Source organism: Paenibacillus terricola (assembly GCF_014779765.1).
Lineage (GTDB): Bacteria > Bacillota > Bacilli > Paenibacillales > Paenibacillaceae > Paenibacillus_T > Paenibacillus_T terricola.
In genome coordinates, this window is the sequence record NZ_JACXZA010000004.1 from 66,514 (window position 1) to 83,789 (window position 17,276).

General features: G+C 49.6%; 21 protein-coding genes and 1 pseudogene. 14 read left to right on the forward strand and 8 right to left on the reverse strand.

Annotated features, from left to right (window positions below):
- The first annotated feature begins 89 nt into the window (after nucleotides 1–89).
- The 3 genes from H8B09_RS16405 (at nucleotide 90) to H8B09_RS16415 (ending at nucleotide 2,492) form a co-directional block, all read left to right on the forward strand.
- Entirely contained in the window at nucleotides 90–827 is a 738-nt protein-coding gene (locus H8B09_RS16405) for an SDR family oxidoreductase (RefSeq protein ID WP_191204640.1), read from the forward strand.
- 183 nt (nucleotides 828–1,010) lie between these two features.
- The gene (locus H8B09_RS16410; protein WP_191204641.1) at nucleotides 1,011–1,958 is read left to right on the forward strand and encodes a helix-turn-helix transcriptional regulator; all 948 of its coding nucleotides are present in this window, start codon (nucleotides 1,011–1,013) and stop codon (nucleotides 1,956–1,958) included.
- Between the two features lie 129 nt (nucleotides 1,959–2,087).
- Entirely contained in the window at nucleotides 2,088–2,492 is a 405-nt protein-coding gene (locus tag H8B09_RS16415) for a VOC family protein (RefSeq protein ID WP_191204642.1), read from the forward strand.
- A gap of 281 nt (nucleotides 2,493–2,773) precedes the next feature.
- On the opposite strand, the gene H8B09_RS16420 is transcribed toward H8B09_RS16415, so the two are convergent.
- On the reverse strand, nucleotides 2,774–3,499 hold the full coding sequence (locus tag H8B09_RS16420) for an SDR family oxidoreductase (RefSeq protein ID WP_191204643.1): 726 nt from the start codon (nucleotides 3,497–3,499) through the stop codon (nucleotides 2,774–2,776).
- A gap of 112 nt (nucleotides 3,500–3,611) precedes the next feature.
- On the opposite strand from H8B09_RS16420, the gene H8B09_RS16425 reads away from it, so the two are divergent.
- A complete protein-coding gene (locus H8B09_RS16425) occupies nucleotides 3,612–4,196 on the forward strand; it encodes a TetR/AcrR family transcriptional regulator (RefSeq protein ID WP_191204644.1) in 585 nt (194 codons plus the stop codon).
- A gap of 153 nt (nucleotides 4,197–4,349) precedes the next feature.
- A pseudogene (locus H8B09_RS16430) lies at nucleotides 4,350–4,505 on the forward strand (L-dopachrome tautomerase-related protein); the annotation flags it as partial.
- Nucleotides 4,506–4,726: 221 nt separating this feature from the next.
- Here the strand turns inward: H8B09_RS16430 and H8B09_RS16435 are convergent.
- Nucleotides 4,727–5,203, reverse strand: a complete 477-nt coding sequence (locus H8B09_RS16435; protein ID WP_191204645.1) for a GyrI-like domain-containing protein — start codon at nucleotides 5,201–5,203, stop codon at nucleotides 4,727–4,729.
- A 25-nt stretch (nucleotides 5,204–5,228) separates the two neighbouring features.
- Entirely contained in the window at nucleotides 5,229–5,708 is a 480-nt protein-coding gene (locus tag H8B09_RS16440) for a hypothetical protein (RefSeq protein WP_191204646.1), read from the reverse strand.
- 82 nt (nucleotides 5,709–5,790) lie between these two features.
- Between H8B09_RS16440 and H8B09_RS16445 the strand changes: the two genes are divergently transcribed.
- Together H8B09_RS16445 and H8B09_RS16450 are read left to right on the forward strand one after the other, a co-directional pair.
- Nucleotides 5,791–6,759: a helix-turn-helix transcriptional regulator gene (locus H8B09_RS16445; protein WP_224753686.1), complete on the forward strand. Its 969-nt coding sequence runs from the start codon at nucleotides 5,791–5,793 to the stop codon at nucleotides 6,757–6,759.
- 157 nt (nucleotides 6,760–6,916) lie between these two features.
- Nucleotides 6,917–7,795 (forward strand): hypothetical protein, encoded by an 879-nt coding sequence (locus H8B09_RS16450; RefSeq protein ID WP_191204648.1) that lies wholly within the window; start codon nucleotides 6,917–6,919, stop codon nucleotides 7,793–7,795.
- A gap of 158 nt (nucleotides 7,796–7,953) precedes the next feature.
- On the opposite strand, the gene H8B09_RS16455 is transcribed toward H8B09_RS16450, so the two are convergent.
- Nucleotides 7,954–8,313 (reverse strand): winged helix-turn-helix transcriptional regulator, encoded by a 360-nt coding sequence (locus H8B09_RS16455; protein ID WP_191204649.1) that lies wholly within the window; start codon nucleotides 8,311–8,313, stop codon nucleotides 7,954–7,956.
- A 134-nt stretch (nucleotides 8,314–8,447) separates the two neighbouring features.
- Between H8B09_RS16455 and H8B09_RS16460 the strand changes: the two genes are divergently transcribed.
- Nucleotides 8,448–9,080, forward strand: coding sequence for an FMN-dependent NADH-azoreductase (locus H8B09_RS16460; protein ID WP_191204650.1), 633 nt, complete (start codon nucleotides 8,448–8,450; stop codon nucleotides 9,078–9,080).
- Nucleotides 9,081–9,183: 103 nt separating this feature from the next.
- Here the strand turns inward: H8B09_RS16460 and H8B09_RS16465 are convergent, their stop codons facing one another.
- On the reverse strand, nucleotides 9,184–10,128 hold the full coding sequence (locus H8B09_RS16465) for an NADP-dependent oxidoreductase (protein ID WP_224753687.1): 945 nt from the start codon (nucleotides 10,126–10,128) through the stop codon (nucleotides 9,184–9,186).
- A gap of 181 nt (nucleotides 10,129–10,309) precedes the next feature.
- Here H8B09_RS16465 and H8B09_RS16470 point away from each other — a divergent pair, with 181 nt between their 5' ends.
- Together H8B09_RS16470 and H8B09_RS16475 are read left to right on the forward strand one after the other, a co-directional pair.
- Nucleotides 10,310–10,918: a TetR/AcrR family transcriptional regulator gene (locus tag H8B09_RS16470; RefSeq protein WP_191204651.1), complete on the forward strand. Its 609-nt coding sequence runs from the start codon at nucleotides 10,310–10,312 to the stop codon at nucleotides 10,916–10,918.
- A 129-nt stretch (nucleotides 10,919–11,047) separates the two neighbouring features.
- Nucleotides 11,048–11,422: a YciI family protein gene (locus H8B09_RS16475; RefSeq protein WP_191204652.1), complete on the forward strand. Its 375-nt coding sequence runs from the start codon at nucleotides 11,048–11,050 to the stop codon at nucleotides 11,420–11,422.
- Between the two features lie 189 nt (nucleotides 11,423–11,611).
- Here the strand turns inward: H8B09_RS16475 and H8B09_RS16480 are convergent, their stop codons facing one another.
- Entirely contained in the window at nucleotides 11,612–12,499 is an 888-nt protein-coding gene (locus H8B09_RS16480) for a LysR family transcriptional regulator (RefSeq protein ID WP_191204653.1), read from the reverse strand.
- 149 nt (nucleotides 12,500–12,648) lie between these two features.
- Here H8B09_RS16480 and H8B09_RS16485 point away from each other — a divergent pair, with 149 nt between their 5' ends.
- Nucleotides 12,649–13,791, forward strand: a complete 1,143-nt coding sequence (locus H8B09_RS16485; protein WP_191204654.1) for an epoxide hydrolase family protein — start codon at nucleotides 12,649–12,651, stop codon at nucleotides 13,789–13,791.
- Nucleotides 13,792–13,839: 48 nt separating this feature from the next.
- Here H8B09_RS16485 and H8B09_RS16490 read toward each other — a convergent pair whose 3' ends face one another.
- Entirely contained in the window at nucleotides 13,840–14,232 is a 393-nt protein-coding gene (locus tag H8B09_RS16490; protein ID WP_191204655.1) for a VOC family protein, read from the reverse strand.
- Nucleotides 14,233–14,360: 128 nt separating this feature from the next.
- On the opposite strand from H8B09_RS16490, the gene H8B09_RS16495 reads away from it, so the two are divergent.
- Nucleotides 14,361–15,161 carry a phosphotransferase gene (locus tag H8B09_RS16495; protein ID WP_318152644.1) on the forward strand — a complete coding sequence of 267 codons (801 nt, stop codon included), beginning with the start codon at nucleotides 14,361–14,363 and terminating at the stop codon, nucleotides 15,159–15,161.
- A gap of 236 nt (nucleotides 15,162–15,397) precedes the next feature.
- Here the strand turns inward: H8B09_RS16495 and H8B09_RS16500 are convergent, their stop codons facing one another.
- Nucleotides 15,398–15,871, reverse strand: coding sequence for an SRPBCC family protein (locus H8B09_RS16500; protein ID WP_191204656.1), 474 nt, complete (start codon nucleotides 15,869–15,871; stop codon nucleotides 15,398–15,400).
- Nucleotides 15,872–15,986: 115 nt separating this feature from the next.
- On the opposite strand from H8B09_RS16500, the gene H8B09_RS16505 reads away from it, so the two are divergent.
- Together H8B09_RS16505 and H8B09_RS16510 are read left to right on the forward strand one after the other, a co-directional pair.
- Entirely contained in the window at nucleotides 15,987–16,400 is a 414-nt protein-coding gene (locus H8B09_RS16505; protein WP_191204657.1) for a winged helix-turn-helix transcriptional regulator, read from the forward strand.
- 166 nt (nucleotides 16,401–16,566) lie between these two features.
- Nucleotides 16,567–17,154, forward strand: a complete 588-nt coding sequence (locus H8B09_RS16510) for a DNA-3-methyladenine glycosylase (protein ID WP_191204658.1) — start codon at nucleotides 16,567–16,569, stop codon at nucleotides 17,152–17,154.
- The last annotated feature ends 122 nt before the right edge of the window (nucleotides 17,155–17,276 follow it).

Consider the following 17,276-nt stretch of genomic DNA (forward strand, 5'->3'; position numbering starts at 1 on the left):
ACGGCATGATACAATTTCTTACTATAATGAATCTGCAAGGTCTGGCGAATGATCGATAGATCCAAAACATGATAAAGGAGAGGAAAGAAATGAGCTTGAATGGAAAAGTCGCGATCGTCACCGGGGCGTCGCGAGGCATAGGTCGGCAAGTGGCCATCCAATTAGCGCGATCCGGAGCGAAGGTGACTGTCAATTATTCCTCGAGCCGGGGCAAAGCGGACGAGGTTGTAAAGACGATTGAGCAATTTGGAGGCCAAGCGGTGGCGATCCAAGCCGACGTGAGCAAGGTGAGTGAAGTTGAAGTGTTGTTCTCGGAAACGCTAGAGCGTTTCGGGCGTGTGGACATACTGGTCAACAATGCTGGTATCATGGAAAACCATGCGATTGCGGACGTGTCGGAAGAGATTTTCGATCGGCATTTCGCGCTCAACGTGAAAGGGACTTATTTTGCTTGCCAACAAGCGATGAAACATATGGCGCAAGGCGGAACCATCATCAACTTCTCGACGTCCGTCTCGGGTGCCATGCTCCCAACGTATAGCGTATATGCCGCAACGAAAGGGGCGGTCGAGCAGTTGACACGACAATTGGCCAAGGAATTTGGTCCCAAGGACATTGTCATCAATTGCATCGCACCTGGGCAAGTGGCAACCGATTTGTTCCTGAATGGCAAATCGCCGGAGTTGGTCGATTCGTTCCGTCGGATGAACGCGTTCGGACGGCTCGGCGAACCGGAGGACATCGTAAATGCGCTCGAGTTGCTCGTTAGCGACAAAGCCCGTTGGATAACGGGACAGACGATTCGCGTAAATGGCGGGTTTAATTAAATATTGCGGAAGCTGGATCTGAGAAAGGAGGGATGAACGGATTGGCGGTTTGTCTCTCTTTTGTCGTGCTATCAGAGCAAGAAAAGGATGACCGAAAACTTGCCGTAAAGACAGCGCGGAGAACCGTACCACAAGTAACGATAAGTTTCTGTTGTACCGTATTACGTTTCAAGGGGGCAGTCAATGAACAAAACAGATCGTTTGTTGGCCATCGTGCTGGAGCTGCAGGGCAGGAAAGTGGTACGTGCCGAAGATTTGGCAGCACTATTTGAAACCAGCGTGAGGACCATCTATCGCGACATTCAGGCGCTAAGCGAAGCAGGCGTTCCGATTACAGGCACTACAGGCACAGGGTATTCCTTAATGGAGGGATATTTTCTGCCTCCAATCCGTTTTACAATAGAGGAAGCTGTGACCTTGCTTATAGGAACGGAATTTATCGAGCAACGATTTGATGATGATTATCGTGATAGAGCCAATGTTGCTAGGAGGAAAATCGAAGCCACTCTATCAGACAGTGTTCGCAGCGAGACCTCCCGTATTCGCAAGTCGCTGCGATTGCTCGCTCCTGGCAAACAGGTTGCTCCGTCAAACGAAAGGGAAAATCTCGATAAGATCCGCCGAGCTCTGTTAGATGGGCGAAAGATCAGATTTCATTATTCAAAAAGAATTACGGATCCCACGGGGGGCCGCCATAGCGAACGTACCGCCGCTCCTTATGGCCTTGTACTCGTTGAAGGGTCGTGGATGCTTGTTGCCCAGTGTGATCTACGCCAAGACATCCGCCATTTCCGTTTGTCCCGAATGGCTGAACTTATCGAACTAGACGAACGATTCGAACTTCCGGCGCATTTTGACTTAAGGGAGTATACCCCTTTAGACGATCGCCACTTGCGAGTCTGCCTTCGATTTGACCATGACATTGCAGATAAGGTGAAGGAATCGAACTATCATTACATAGAGGATATGAAAGGCCATCAAGATGGATTGGATGTGGTCTTACGTGTCCGGCTGCTGGATGAAGTGCTGCAATGGGTGCTTGGCTGGGGAGCGGGGGTAATCGTGTTGGAACCCGAATCATTCCGAAATCGGATTCGTGAGGAAGCCCAAAAAATTCTAAAACGCTACTGACATAACGTTGTCAGTAGCGTTTTTTATAATGGGACATGTAAATGTAAAGGCGATAGGGAAGTAACAAGTATGTTTTGCAACGGCTGTGGGACACAGCCAAATCTATGATTACAGGAAGGATGATATCTTGTGAATTTCGCTTCTGTACGCATCATTACTGACGACGTGGATCGTCTCGTCGAGTTCTATGAGAAAGTCATGGGCGTTTCGGCGGAACGACCCGCGCCCGTATTTGCCGAACTCGTTGTGCCATCATTCACCCTTGCAATCGGCCACTCCCAGACGACGCAGCTATTCGGTGCCGATTCCGCAGTGGCGGCCAATAATCGCACTGTCATTATTGAGTTTCGCGTGGACGATGTCGAGGCCGAATATGTGCGCTTGAAGCCGTTGGTCGATAATTGGGTACAGGAGCCGACCACGATGCCGTGGGGGAACCGTTCCATGCTGTTCCGCGATCCCGATGGCAACCTTCTTAACTTCTTCGAGCCGGTGACCGAGGATGCGATTAAACGGTTTAGAGGTAGACATTGAAGGGCAGTAAAGGATGGCCTTGAAACCTGCCGCTACGGGTACGTTAGGGGAGTGTTGGATGTTGTTCAAAAGCGAAATGCAGTTGCTGCGTGAGTTCCGAGCCCTTCGGCGGCTTGCTCGGCAGGCCCTAGTGCATTAGTGCACGGAACGAGGAACTTATAAACCACGCAAAGCGGGCAGTCCTTGATAGGACTGCCTGCTTTGCGACGCAATGCGAACGCAGCGCATGTACAGCCGGCATATGCGGAAGATTAGGTTCGGATGCACTCGGATAGATCAGTTTATTTCAGCCGCAAGCCGCCGTCCACTTCGAGAACCGTTCCCGTTACAAAGGTATTGTCGACCAGATAGGCGATGGCCTTGGCAATATCATCGGGTGCACCAACCCGACCGACCGGCGTATTGTCGGCATAGCCGCTAAACGCTGCCTCGCGCTGCTCAGCCGGCAGCCAATTCCACCAGGCTGTATTGACGACACCTGGTGAAACGGCATTGACGCGCAGCGGCGCAAGCTCGAGCGCAAGATTGGGCACCATCGCTTCCAGCGCTGCGTTGATGGCGGCTAGGCCGGAAGTCCCCGGCGAAACGCTACGGGCGGAGATGGCAGTAATGAACGTAATGGAGCCGTTCGCGCTGATCGTGTTCAAGCTCAGCTGGGCTGCCGTGAGCTGCGGCCAGAACTTGGCCTCGAAGCCGCCGCGCAGATCATCCAGTGCGAGCTCGCGGAAATTCCCAGCTCCCTTGGCGCCGGAGACGGATATAATGAGATGATCGAATGCGCCTTGGCGTTCGTAGAATGTTGTGACCGCTTCAGGAGAGCTCGCATCGAGACACTCGCCCGAAGCGTTGCCTTCGAGCTGCCGAAGCGCTTCTTCAAGCTTGGCGCTGTCACGCCCCGTAATGACGACCTCGGCTCCTCCTGCTGAAAGCATCTGTGCTGATGCAAGCCCCATACCGGATGTGCCGCCCATAATAATGATGCGTTGCCCTTGAATCCCTTTTCCCATGTCCATTTCCTCCTATATGAACCGATTGATTTGTTTGCTTGTTTGAATTATAATACGTAACGTAACGTAATGTAAATAGGAATTTTGAAATATTTTCCTGGGGGTATTATTTATGGATAGACATCAAGTCAAACCGGCACCCGGCCGTCCAAGAAGTCAGCAAGCGATGGAGGCGGTGTTAACGGCAGTGCACCGGCTGCTGCAGACGACGGCCTACAAGGAGCTTACAATGGAAGGCATCGCCAAGGCGGCGGGCGTTGGCAAACCCACGTTATACCGATGGTGGCCAAACATCGCCTCCATCGTCATGGATGTGATGAAGCAGCAAGCCCATCATGACATTGGGGCTCCGGATACAGGCTCGCTTGAATCGGACTTGCTCCTCTACATCGGCGATACTTGCCGCTCGCTGACACAGGGCGCCGGTGCGATCATGCGCAGCTTGATGGCGGAAGCCCAGTTCGACGACGGCTTCGCGCAGATATTCCGCGAGTCATTCATCTCCTCTCGCAGGGCAACGCTCATCGCTCTTCTGCAGCGCGGCGCCGCAAGAGGCGAGCTGCAGAAGGACGCCGATCTGGAGCTGCTCGCTGACCTCTGTTACGGGCCGATCTGGTACCGACTGCTGAACGGGCATGCGTCACTCGACGAGGCGTTCGTGCAGGCCATTACGGCTCATATTATTATGCGAGGCTGATGCTGTTGGAGCAGGAATGAGGATTACTATGATACGTTCATTACCGTTGCCCCGGATGCCCCTCAGAGACGGGAACGAGGCCTTCGGACAAGAAAAACGGAATAACAAAGCCGGGCATCGAGTTTGAGTTAATCGAGACGCAAATTTTATAGGCCAGATACTTTTTCTATTGGTCCAGATCAATACTTATATTTCATCGTGAACCAATTACATCGGCAGTCAAGATTTCATTATGGCAATGACCTGCGGCAGAGGCCCTATAGTTTACTACGTATGAAAATAGTCGAACCGCCTGCTCCTACCTTTTAGTGAATATTTTGCAATACAAAGTTGACTCCATTTGCATAGAAATTTGAATATTGCGGAATGAAGGTGGTTCTGGGGAAGGAGGGATGAACCGATTGGCGGGTTGTCTCTCCTTTTTCGTGCTATCAAAGTAACAGAACGTAAAGAAAGGCCATCTCACTACAAGATGGCCCGGAATTTACCGTCACAAAATAGCTTATGTTTAACGTCAAAATTCCGAATCCTTATCTTTTAACCACAGGCACCCAAAATTCGCCGTAGAAAGTACCGTCACCGTTATCTTTACGATAAGTCGCATTGGGACCGCCGATGTATGCATAATCCGTGATTTGGGACAAAACCTCGCCAAAGGCAAGGTAAGTCAGCTGGTCAAACAAAACGTCCCTCTCCCCGTTTCCTGCGACCACGATGTACTCGCTCTCTGGAAACTCGATGATGCGCGTTGCGTCAACCACTGATTTCCCAGCCTCTACCGCGAAATAATTCCACGGTTTGCCTTGATAAACCTCGTTGACCGACCATTCGCGATCGTCTTTTGCAGCATCTTTGAGCTTGTCAAAACGTCCATCGGCCTTGAGTCCGCCCCAAAACTCGGCTTTTTCCTTTTGCAAAGCGGGCATGTCTTGAAAGTTGGATCGGATCGAGAACCCATAAGCGGTCAATGTGAATGATTTTTTGTGTTCAATCGTGTAATCTGTCATGCGAGTCCTCCTTTTATCCGAGAGATTAGTCCTCGACTTTTTTTGCTCGAAGCCACATTTCGCCGTAAAATCCGCCATTCTCAGCTGCTTTAACGAATGTTGCGTTACCCGGACCGACGTATTTGTAGTCTGTGATTTGCTGCAGCAAACCGCCGAAAACTTTGCCTGTGATTTCGTCAGCGAGACTGTCTTTGTCAGCGCCTGTGCCAGGCACGACGATGTAGTCGCCAGCGAGGAAATTAAGGACGACCGCGCCTTCCACGTCGAACTCGCCCATTACGCCGAAGCCACGCCAAGCCTTGCCGCTGAGGTTGTAGTTGATTTGATATTCTTGCCCGTCGGCGAGCGCGAGAAGTTCAGCAAGTTTGCCGTTTTCAGTGATTTCAGCTTTTTTCGCTGCAGTTTTTGCCGCATTGCCTGCCCAATCGTTGTAGTCTTCAAGCGTAACACCAAAAGCAGTCATTTTGTAGTTTTCCGAGATGGTTTGAATGGAGTAGTTAGTCATTTTATTCGCTCCTTTGAGGGTTTATCTTACAAATTTGATTCTATTGGCCAAATGTATCAAAAAATGATACTATTTATGGACCATGACAAAAACAGAACGAATTAACCTAATTATGCGCTATATCAATAACCGCGCGCATTTTACGATTGCCGAGATTCAGCGGGAGTTCAAGATTTCCCGCGCGACGGCGATTCGCGACATTAACGAGATTCAGGCGATGGGTTTTCCGCTGACGACTGAGCTTGGGCGCGGCGGCGGCTACTATGTCTTGCAAAATCAATATCTGCCCGCTGTCCGCTTCACGCCGGAAGAGCTGAAAGCGATTTTTATAAGCTTTATCGCCTCGAAAAATTCACAGCTGCCTTATCTTCAAAACCGCCGCTCTATCACTGAAAAACTTATTGGCATCGCGTCGCAAACCCAGCAAGACGAGCTGATCGAGCTGAATCATATCGTGCTTTTTGAGAATACGAACCCTGCCAATCCGAATCTTCTGGAGCTCGATGATGCGGCTCCTCCGGAGCTTAACCAACTGATTTCGCTTGCTGTGCGGGATAAGCACCTGCGCTTGACTTATGAGTTGAGTCCTGGCTGGCCGCAGTTGATGGACGTTTTTTTGCTGCATATTTTCAACTCGAACGCTCAGTGGCTGGCGGAGGTTTATGATTTTGATACGGATGAATTTCGTTATTTGCCTGTTGAGATGCTGCGGGACTCGGCGATTTCCGAGAAGAAGATGAAATGGTCTGAGCAAGAGATTCTGAATAAAAAGCGGCTTCGCGCACGGGAGTCCAATCTTGTCGTGAAGCTGGATGCGACCGGGATTCTGCGCTTTAAGCGTATGCACCCGCCGGGGATTATTTTGTCTCTTACCGGGATGTTCCAGTCGAGCGGGACTTTTCATGTTCAACTGGATGTATTCGATGTTGAGGCGCTGGCTTATTATGCGGATTGGCTTTTATTTCTGGGAAAAGGGGCCGAGTATGTGCGGATTCCTGATGAACTGCGCATGATTTTGGAAGAGCGTTTAGCAGAATTAAAATTTCCTTGAATTCGGAGTAAGTCTGCCGTCCGTTCTCGTTTAGACCTCAGGCGTAGTGGGTTAACCGCTTTAAGTCGGAATGAGAACTCACCCCGGAGACCGTTACGGCTTCCCATCCCCTTCCAGTAAAGTGAGAGTATCAGCTCACCGGAAGGGAAGGGATACTATGCAAGGTTATAACGACCATGGGATTGCGCGTAAGCTGCGATTGTTTGAAAAGGAGAAAAGTCTTGTTCTGACGGGTCTTCTCGGATTTGTTCTGGCGGCATTGTGCGGCGTATGGACTCTGATCAACGGAGGAGAAGTTACTCCGGACGGCGACGTCTCGAAGGCGTTTTCCTTCAACGCGGCCCTGGGCATGTTTATTCTGTCGACAGCGGCGATCATGCCGTTCTCTGCGCTGGGGGAGAGAAGCCGATCTTGGTTCCGAAGGGTCTATATCGGTCTCGCCATGTATTCCTATGGAGCGGAGACGATTCAGAACTTCCGCGGCGTTAATCCGAGATTCGTGGAGAGCGACTCCGCTTTCGACCAGACGGTCGGCAATATCTTTACGTTCGTCGCGTTGTTTCTCGTACTGTTTTATCTGTTCCTGGGAATTCAGTTCTTTCGAGCGAAGGCTTATCGTCTCCGGCCTGAGTTGACGTTAGGCATTCGTTACGCGATGATCGCCGTCGTCATCTCGTTCGCGGCCGGCGTCTGGATCTCAGCCAATCAAGGCCGGTACACCGGCGTGGATGGAAACATTATATGGCTGCACGGACTCGGCTTCCATGCACTCCAGGCGGTGCCGCTAGTCGCTCTACTCGCGGAGCGCATCAACGCGAAGGCTTCTGCGCGGCACGCATTGATTCATACAGCCGGAATCGCGTTTCTGCTAGGTCTCATCGCAATCGGTTGGCAGACGAATAACGGTCACTCGATCATGGAGTGGTCGCTGCTTCCTCTCGCCGCCGGTCTATGCTTTCTGATCTCGCTGGCTGCCGGAGCGGTGGCGCTTCGCAAAGCCGTTCTCGTGCATCGATCGACGACGTTTCGATACTGAAGCGCACCCCTTATAGTGGGCATTGAAAAAGACATCCTGTCGGAGAAGATGGTACATGTGTATTGGAGGCAGCGGCGGCGGCTTTCTCATCAACAAGGTTGATTGCGATAGATATTCTTGACCCAATGGATAATGAAACAGACTAGCGTATTCACACGCTAGTCTGTTTTGGCTTGTTCATTATTTTCTAACTTGAGCTGCCTTCGCTCGACATGGGCTTTTCCCCATTGATGTAAAGTCTCCAGAATCGGGGACAGGCTCTTGCCGTATTCCGTAATGGAGTATTCCACTTTCGGCGGGATCTGCGGGTAAATGACTCGGCTAACGAGTTCTTCCTCTTCCAATTCGCGCAGATGGAGCGTAAGCATTCTTTGCGTAATATCGGGTATCAGTCTTCTTAGCTCATTGAACCGCAGAGGTTCGCCTTGAAGCAAATGATAAAGAATAATCGGCTTCCACTTGCCGACGATCGAATCGAGCGCCGCAACGAATTGACATTGGGCGGGTTTTTCCTGCATACGTAGGCCTCCGTTACAGTACCTTTTTTCATACTATACCACATTATTGTGCCTACTTTAAATAAGTAAGTCCATATTATATGATCAGTACAGGAAGCGTAACTAATCCAATTACAGAAAGGGAGTTTTGATTTATGACAACTGTACTGTACATCACCGCCCATCCCCTTGATCCTCAGGAATCTATTAGCCTTGCGGTAGGCAAAGAATTTATTGAAGCGTACCGTGAAGCGAATCCGACAGATGAAGTTGTTCATTTGGATCTGTATAAAGAGAATATTCCGCAATTCGATGCAGATGTCTTGCGTGGTTGGGAGAAGCTTAGATCGGGTTCGTCATTCGATCAACTGTCCGAAGCCGAGCAATCCAAAGTAACTCGCCTTGACGCGATTGTCGATCAATACGTGGCTGCCGATAAGTACGTGTATGTTTCCCCCATGTGGAATTTCTCGATCCCGCCGGTTTTGAAAGCATACACGGATACGACTTCAATTCCGGGCAAGACGTTCAAATACACCAAGGATGGTCCTGTAGGTCTGTTGTCCGGCAAGAAAGCCTTGCACATTCAAGCTAGCGGTTCCGTTTACTCGGAAGGTCCTCTTGCTGAAATTGAAATGGGATACAGCTATTTGAAAAAAATTCTGGGTTTCTACGGCATTCAATCTACGGAGGCTATCTTCGCTGAGGGAACGGCATCATCAGAGCGAGCTCCAGCCATTAAAGAAGAGGCAATCGCACATGCTAAGGAAGTAGCCAAACGTTTCTAATAAGGGGTAATTATAAAAAGCATGTTGAAGTTTTTCAATAGGCCGAGGGCGCTCAAAAGAGCGCCCTGTTCTGTTTAAAAAGAAGATGATAAAGCCTAATACATTATTGGACTTGGATGACGATTTTGCCGCGCGCACGGCGGCTTTCGCTTCTTATATGGGCCTTGGCTGTTTCCTCCAAGGGAAATACGGAATCGATTGCGATTTTTATCTTACCGTTGTTAACCAGTTGGGCCAATTCCGCTAAATTAGAGGTTGTAACTGGCGCAAACTGAACCTCCTGAACCGTAATCGACGCTTTGGTTGCTTTTTCAGATGCGTATCGTCCCCATGCGGTCGGTATGAGACATCCCCCCGGCTTGAGCGTGTCTAGCAGCCAGTCTCCCTTATCGCCGCCAACCGTATCGAGCACAATATCTACGCTCCGTCCGATGCCGGCCGGCAAGTCGGTTGTGTAGTCTACGAACGCGTCGACCCCTAATTCGTGCAGGAACGACTCCTTGTGGGGGGAAGCTGTTCCGATTACGCTAGCCCCTTTCCATCGAGCCAATTGCACAGCTATGTGACCGATACCTCCGGCCGCGCCGTTAATCAATAGGGTCTGGCCCGCCTCTAGTTTGCCTTGTTCGAAGAGCGAATGCCAAGCAGCGACTCCGGACTGTGGTAAAGCCGACGCCTCTATGAAATCAATCGATCGGGGCTTCAGTGCTAACTGATCGAACGGAACGGTCACATATTCCGCGCAACCTCCGCTGTTGGCAGTCATTCCAAAGACTTTGTCGCCAGGACGCAAATTGATCACGCTGTCGCCCACACTTTCGACGACTCCCGATACATCCCAACCCGGGATATAAGGAAGTTCGAACCGATCCCCTGCAAAGCCCGACCGGATCTGCCAATCGCCCGGATTTACGCCGACGGCATGAACGCGTACAAGCACTTCTCTTTCGCTGGTTTTCGGTACAGGTAACTCTTCTAAGCGAAGCACTTCGGGCCCTCCGTGATTGTGGAAGCGAATCGCTTTCATTGTACGGGGCAATTCCATCATTAGGTTTACCTCCTTTATTTCTGTTGCAATGAACAACTGCCGTTCACTAGAATAATAAGGAAACTGGTTTTCAGGAAACAACGGACAATGTGACTTGCGCGTAGGATATACGACAATAAGGCCATTTTGTCGGATGGACAGAGCAGCGGCTTCCAATGATAACAAGGAGCGGGTGAGAGCGATGCAAAGAGTCGGGAACGGCAAGGATAGACGGCATAGCCGTTCACAACGGTTATTGAAGCAGTCATTCGCCGAGCTCATGCGTGAAAAGGGATTTACCGCGATGACGGTCAAAGATATTGCCGATCGGGCGGATGTGAACAGGGGAACGTTCTATGAGCATTTTCCGGACAAATTCGCACTGCTTGAGCAGTCCATCCGTGACAAATTCATTCAACTGTTGGAGCGGGAGATCCCGCCCGATTATGGCTGGCACCCGGAGCATATACGCGTATTGGTTCAAACGGTGCTTGAGCATGTTCGAACGTTATATGGCCGATGCAGTCCAATCGACACCGTCAATCCGCTATTTGAGTATTCGGTTCGTGACGAGCTTGCAAACCTGCTGCGGCGATGGCTCGGGCAATTTCGTGCAGATCGGCCTGACTGGCCAGTCTCTGTCGATACGATGGCGCTCATGACGAGTTGGTCGATCTTTGGGGCAGCGGTAGCTTGGAGCAAAGGTTATGAGGAAATAAGCGTAACGGAAATGACCGATCGCATACTAACCGTGCTGACAGAAGGCACTGTCCGATTTGCGGGTGACCCTTCTGCCGACCAGATTCGATGAGTATACAGATGTGGAATCTGACCAGTATTGAAGTTTTTTCGAAGGTATGTCGATTTAGATGTATGCCGTTCGTTAATTAAATAGAGGCACAATCGTTGCTTCAATTTAACGTCAAAGGGGAAATACACAATGAAATTCCTTTGTTTGGGTTACTTGGACTCGGCGAGAATGGACGCTCGTCCCAAGGAGGAGATTGACGCGGTTATGAATCAGTGTCCGCCACACCTGGATGAACTTTACAATAGCGGTCAATTGATTATCGATGCAGGTCTTGCCCCTGAAACGAAATGTTTAAGGCAGGCGAATGGGAAGGTGAAGGTTACGGACGGTCCTTTTACAGAAGCGAAGGAGATGATTGGCAGCGCTTTTCTCATAGAAGCACGGGACATGGAAGAAGCGATCCAGATAGCTTCTTTGCATCCGGCCGTACAGATTGGCGCGGGAGAGCAGTTTGGATGGGGTATTGAGATCCGACCGATCCATTACTTCAAGAAGGAAGAATAGGAACACTTGCGGTGTAATAAGAAAAAGGTGATCTTATGATATGCTCCCTGTGCGATAGACAGGTGAAATAATAAAGCCTGTATCCATGGGGGGCAAGCCACCGCAAAGGATGGCCATAAACTCGTTGCTGATCATGATACTGTTATGAGAATACTAATGAATGTTCTAACGGATCTGTGGGATGTTGGCTCACTTTTGCTCGTTAGCGTAATACTTGATTATGAAATTTTGAAATTCTCGCGCCGCCTCAGACAGATATCTCGTTTCATTCCATGATATGAAAAAGGTATGTTTGTTATCCGAGTCTTGGATAGGAAGCAAGGAATATTGCGTTACTTCATTCCATTTGCAACCTGGGATGAATGCAACCCCTAGACCTGTTCGTACTAGGCCGTGCAAAGCGGCGGGCTCATCCACCTCACAAATAATGGTCCTCTGAATTCCCGTTCTGCGACTGATCTCGTCATTGACCTGGCGAAACGGATGTCCGATCTTATATTCAATGAACGGTTCGTCTGCTGCCTGCTCCAATGTAATGCTGCTCTGATTCTCCAATCGGTGCCCGCATGGCACGGCTAGGAAGATCTCTGTCTGCAGTACGGAGCATTCTCGAATGCCTGGCTTGCGAATAGCTATTGGTCCAAACCCGAAATCTGTAATACCCTGCTCCAGGAGCTCACCAATACTATGAGTCTCGGTAGGTGCAATCTGATTAATGCGGAAACTGACATGTGGAAACTTCTCGCGAAAAGCCGCTACAGCAGGCGAGAGACAGCTTAATGTATTCGTAGCGATGCTGACCGTTCCCCGTTCTAGTCCAGCCATCTCCACTACTTCCTTCTTTCCTTCTTCCAGTAGGGATAAGGCCAATTCGACTTTGGATAAAAAGGTTCTGCCGTATGCGTTAAGACGAATTTGCCTGTTCACGCGATCAAACAGCGGGACGCCTAGATCCTCCTCTAGTCTGGAAATCATCCTGCTGAGAGCAGGTTGTGCGATATGAAGTTGTTCAGCCGCCTTGGTCATATGCTCCAATCTGGCAACCGTACGGAAATATTTCAATTGCAGAAGCTCCAATGGATACGCCTCTTTTCCATATAACGAATGTAATGAATGGATGGGTAAATCGTTATCATCCTATATTATCCTTTATGCGTATTCGATTGTAAAATAAGGGCTAATTAAAGACTTTACAACTTTAGGGTGGGAATATGGAGGATGATCCTATGGAGATATACGGTGAGGAAATAAGGCCGTTTTCTATCGAGATTCCGCAAGGTGAGCTCGACGACCTTGTGGACCGGCTAGCCCGAACTCGTTGGCCGGATGAATTGTCGGAAGAAGGTTGGAATTACGGAGTGCCGCTCGACTATCTCAGGAGGCTGGCGGACTATTGGCGCATCTCGTACGATTGGCGTAAACATGAAGCTTGGTTAAACAGCTTTCCGCAATATACATTAACGATCGATGGGGCGAACATTCATTTCCTGCATGTTCTGTCTCCGGAGCGGGATGCGCTGCCGCTTATTCTTACCCACGGCTGGCCGGGCTCGATCGTTGAATTCCTCGACATGATTGGACCGCTTGTCGACCCGAGGTCTCATGGCGGAGATCCGGCCGACGCCTTTCATTTGGTTATCCCGTCGATCCCAGGCTTCGGCTTCTCAGGTCCTACCCAGGAGTCGGGATGGGACGTAAGAAGGGTTGCCCGGGCTTGGGCGGAGCTCATGAGACGGCTAGGATACACAAGATACGGCGCCCAAGGCGGCGATTGGGGGGCGTTCATTTCCAGGGCATTGGCCGAAGTGGATCACGAGCATATGTGCGGCGTGCATCTGAACTTCCTGCATACGATTCCAGCCGACGATTTCGATCCGAAAGAACTGGCCCAGGGGGAGCGAGACAGGCTTGAGAGGTCTCGACAGCACCGGTCCGCTCCCGCGGGGTATATGAGACTGCAGGCGACCCGGCCGCAAACGTTGTCCTATGCGCTCACGGACTCCCCGGTTGGACAGCTGGCATGGATCGTTGAAAAGTTCTGGGAGTGGACCGACCCGGCTTGTCGGGTGGATGACGATCGAATGCTAACTAACGTGATGCTGTATTGGTTAACCGGCACCGCGGGATCGTCCGCTCGGCTGTACTACGAGAATTTCAAATCGAAAGGCGTATTGGGCTCGTGCCCTGTCCCTATGGGCGTGGCGGTGCTTCCTTACGAGCAAGCTTTGCCTGTGCGTTCTCTAGCGGAGGGCGAACACTCCGTCGTTCACTGGACCGAATTTGACCAGGGGGGTCATTTTGCCGCTATGGAAGTTCCCGATCTAATGGTTCAAGACTTGCGGGTCTTCTTTAAACGATTTCGAAGGTAGTCGGAGTTGGAGCCGCATTGCTGATCGCAATTGGTCTCAGCTGAAATGTTAATAAACCTTATTTACCTTCTGTACATCCGCTATAATATGTTCCACATACTCTACGCGAATACCATCGGGGTGTTCCACTAACATGTTCCAACCTGTTGGCACCTTTTGGGGCATTTCCAATACTTTTGAGCCCTCGGCCAGAAGGCGATCTTTAATTTCGTGAATATCCGTTACTAAAAAAGTAGCTCGTGTAGCTTCAAAAGGTTTTCTAGCTTCCGGCGTTCCCGCAATAATTAAAGTATGAGCAACGACAGCCAGTTCTAGCTCTTTCTCATCATAGGAAAACCGATTGGAGCAATTTTGATCATAGAGCGACTCGTAAAAGCGTATGGTTGTATCCAATTCATCTTGTTCACCGTAAACGCGAATTAATGTGTGTAAAATCTTCATTATTTTTCTCTCCTCTGTTGTTAAGTTGGGATGTTCGAACAACTGAAAAACGGCGGCTTGGGCAAAATATATGTAGATTCTCTTATTCATATGCTTGGGCATTGAATGGAAGGGAAGGGGGAGGCATAGTGACTGAGGAAGAAGTGTTAACTGGCGGAAATGTTAATCACATTGTACGTAGGGATAATACAGTTCTTCGCCCTACTGGTTATTGGAGCTCGTCTGTTCATGAGCTGCTTAAACATCTAGAGAAGAAAGGCTTCGAGGGAGCACCAAGATTTCTCGGAATCGATGACTCTGATCGTGAAATATTAACATTCATCTCAGGAGAAGTTCCAGGAAACGATTATCCTGAACTTGAACCCTATATGTGGTCGGACGAAACGCTTGTGAATTTAGCACGTCTTTTACGCCGATTTCATGATGCGACTGAAGGATCGACGCTCATATCGAAGGGCAATTGGCAGCTTAGTTACGTAGATGATCGCGAGCATGAAGTAATATGTCATAATGACGCTGCGCTGTACAATGTAGTCTTCCAACAGGGGACTCCAGTGGCGCTGATTGATTTTGACATGGCTGGACCCGGTCCGCGTATGTGGGATATTGCGTACTCTCTTTATACATCGGTTCCGCTTGCGAGCTTCTCGCCAGACCATTCCACGGGAAGAACGGTAGAGTACCAAGCGGATTTGCACGCTTCAGAGCGTCGTCGACGAATTCAATTGTTTTTCGAATCGTATGGAACGCCTGTCCCTAGTGAACTGTGCAAGTGGATTGTTCAAAGATTGACTGCAATGTGCGATACGCTCCGAAAGGGCGCTGAGGAAGGAAAGCCTGCTTTTCAAAAAATGGTTGATGACGGACACTTGGCGCACTATGAGAGGGAGATTCGATTTGTAACCGATCATTTCAATGATTGGATATAGGATTATGAATTATGACATTCGAAACATAGTGAGATTGCTGAAAGGGCCACCCTGCCAAGGATGGCCCTAAAGCTTATCGTTATTGGGAGCCCGAATTAGATCAAGTTTTTCGTTGACTGATACATCTTGTCGGTAATTCATAACTTTGGCCGCGGGCAAACGGCTTTACTAATCACCCTATTCGAAAAGGCACCCGACCGGGTGCCTTTGAATTTCGCGCTATGGACAAGGGAGTTCTAAGCGTTCTCTAAGCCGTGTTTGCTCGCAATTCGCTCGCTCTGGTTGGGCTGGCCTTTACCCTCCGTAATCAAACTGCGCAGGCTGCCGTTGATATAGGTGCCCCAGGAGTCCGAGCAAACGCTGTAGCATTCATACGAGGGGACTAGACCTACGTGCGTAAAGCGAACCTCCGTCTGGTCGCCATTCTTGGCGATTTCGAAGACAATGTCGGTATCCTTCCATTCGCTCTTATCCGCTACGAAGTTGAAGTAGTTGTCTGTAATATGCCAACGAACCTTCTCACCAGGTATAAGCTCGGTGATTTGAATGGTGCAGCGGTGAATGTCTTGGTAGTGGTGCTTAAACTCGCCAAGTTCGTCGGTTCTGCCTTCAAGTTCTTCCGACCACCAACCGCGGGCGTTATTGATAGCGGCGAAGACTTCTTCGGGACTTTGATCTACGGTAAAAGAAGTACTGTAGTTCGGATTCATTCAGCAAACACCTTCCCAATATTTGTTAACTTCACTAGTGAGTATAGACCATTCACTTGCAATATGCAAGTACAATTAATTGCAAAATGCAAGCACAAAGCGTATAATCTTGCTTATGAAAAAGCGAGAATCCACAGTTTGTCCAATCGTATATGCGCTCGACATATGGGGGGATCCATGGAGCCTCGTCATCCTTCGTGACGTCCTTATCCATAACAAGCGGCATTACCGCGAGTTTCTTGCTTCACGCGAGCGCATCGCAACTAATATTCTGAGCGCACGGCTCTTATCTCTCGTCGAAGCAGGCCTGCTCGTCAAGATAGAAGGAGATTCGAACCGCGCACAAACGATGTACCGGCCAACGCAAAAGGCGCTTGACCTGTTTCCGGTCGTTTTTGCCATTATGCACTGGGGCCTGAAATACAATCCCAATACCGATATGTCTATTCCGATCATGCAAGAATTAAAAACAAACGAAGAGGGGCTGGAGCAGCGCCTTTTGCAGAATTTCGATGATGTTACATCGTAGAAAATCGCGTTGCAATTCCAGTACGTTTTAGCCCAGGGGCACTCTAATGAGTGCCTTTGTTTTATTTCTAATTCATTTTCATTCATTTAATAAGGTGTGGAGCTTGATGAAAAATGAAAGTATATTAACGGATGACTAAACAGGTATTAAGGAAGGTGAGGCAAGAATGCAACAGCCTATGAAAGAATCTTTTTTCCAACAACCGACCCTGGAATTAGCGCAGTCTCTCCTTGGGATGCTGCTGGTGAATGAAACCGAATCGGGTCCCGTCTCGGGTTGGATTGTTGAGACCGAAGCATACTTAGGGCCGAATGACCGAGCGGCACACAGCTTCAACAACCGTAGGACGCGGAGAACGGAGGTTATGTTCGGACCTGCTGGACGGGCCTACACGCATTTGATCCATACGCACTGTCTTATAAACGTGGTAAGCGGGGGGATAGGTGAGCCGCAAAGTGTTTTAATTCGGGCACTTGAACCTTGCGCAGGAATAGAAAGGATGTACAAGCGCCGCGGAAGCGTAAAGAAGGAGCAAGAGCTGACGAACGGACCGGGTAAGTTGACCAAAGCTCTTGGGATTGGCATGGAGTTCTATGGTGTAAGTTTATTCGAACGACCATTATTTATCGCCGCCGGCAGAGAGGTGGCAGCGGTGGCGGTCGGGCCAAGAGTTGGAATTGATAATACGGGAGAAGCCAAGGATTATCCCTATCGTTTCTGGCATGAAGGCAATCCGTTCGTATCGAAGGGTTAGCTCCCTATGATTGAAACAAACGGAAGAGAGTCGGGAGCAGCATTTTCGGGTAAAGCATATTAATCCTGTCCTGAAGGGTTCTGATGGTATTATCCCGAATATATCAAGAAATTGAAAAGGGT

Bases quoted from the DNA above. Each gene is read 5' to 3' on its own strand.
- H8B09_RS16405 (WP_191204640.1), top strand. From the start codon at position 90: ATGAGCTTGAATGGAAAAGTCGCGATCGTCACCGGGGCGTCGCGAGGC.
- H8B09_RS16410 (WP_191204641.1), top strand. From the start codon at position 1,011: ATGAACAAAACAGATCGTTTGTTGGCCATCGTGCTGGAGCTGCAGGGC.
- H8B09_RS16420 (WP_191204643.1), bottom strand. From the start codon at position 3,499: ATGGGAAAAGGGATTCAAGGGCAACGCATCATTATTATGGGCGGCACA.
- H8B09_RS16425 (WP_191204644.1), top strand. From the start codon at position 3,612: ATGGATAGACATCAAGTCAAACCGGCACCCGGCCGTCCAAGAAGTCAG.
- H8B09_RS16435 (WP_191204645.1), bottom strand. From the start codon at position 5,203: ATGACAGATTACACGATTGAACACAAAAAATCATTCACATTGACCGCT.
- H8B09_RS16440 (WP_191204646.1), bottom strand. From the start codon at position 5,708: ATGACTAACTACTCCATTCAAACCATCTCGGAAAACTACAAAATGACT.
- H8B09_RS16445 (WP_224753686.1), top strand. From the start codon at position 5,791: ATGACAAAAACAGAACGAATTAACCTAATTATGCGCTATATCAATAAC.
- H8B09_RS16450 (WP_191204648.1), top strand. From the start codon at position 6,917: ATGCAAGGTTATAACGACCATGGGATTGCGCGTAAGCTGCGATTGTTT.
- H8B09_RS16455 (WP_191204649.1), bottom strand. From the start codon at position 8,313: ATGCAGGAAAAACCCGCCCAATGTCAATTCGTTGCGGCGCTCGATTCG.
- H8B09_RS16460 (WP_191204650.1), top strand. From the start codon at position 8,448: ATGACAACTGTACTGTACATCACCGCCCATCCCCTTGATCCTCAGGAA.
- H8B09_RS16465 (WP_224753687.1), bottom strand. From the start codon at position 10,128: ATGATGGAATTGCCCCGTACAATGAAAGCGATTCGCTTCCACAATCAC.
- H8B09_RS16470 (WP_191204651.1), top strand. From the start codon at position 10,310: ATGCAAAGAGTCGGGAACGGCAAGGATAGACGGCATAGCCGTTCACAA.
- H8B09_RS16475 (WP_191204652.1), top strand. From the start codon at position 11,048: ATGAAATTCCTTTGTTTGGGTTACTTGGACTCGGCGAGAATGGACGCT.
- H8B09_RS16485 (WP_191204654.1), top strand. From the start codon at position 12,649: ATGGAGATATACGGTGAGGAAATAAGGCCGTTTTCTATCGAGATTCCG.
- H8B09_RS16490 (WP_191204655.1), bottom strand. From the start codon at position 14,232: ATGAAGATTTTACACACATTAATTCGCGTTTACGGTGAACAAGATGAA.
- H8B09_RS16500 (WP_191204656.1), bottom strand. From the start codon at position 15,871: ATGAATCCGAACTACAGTACTTCTTTTACCGTAGATCAAAGTCCCGAA.
- H8B09_RS16505 (WP_191204657.1), top strand. From the start codon at position 15,987: ATGAAAAAGCGAGAATCCACAGTTTGTCCAATCGTATATGCGCTCGAC.
- H8B09_RS16510 (WP_191204658.1), top strand. From the start codon at position 16,567: ATGCAACAGCCTATGAAAGAATCTTTTTTCCAACAACCGACCCTGGAA.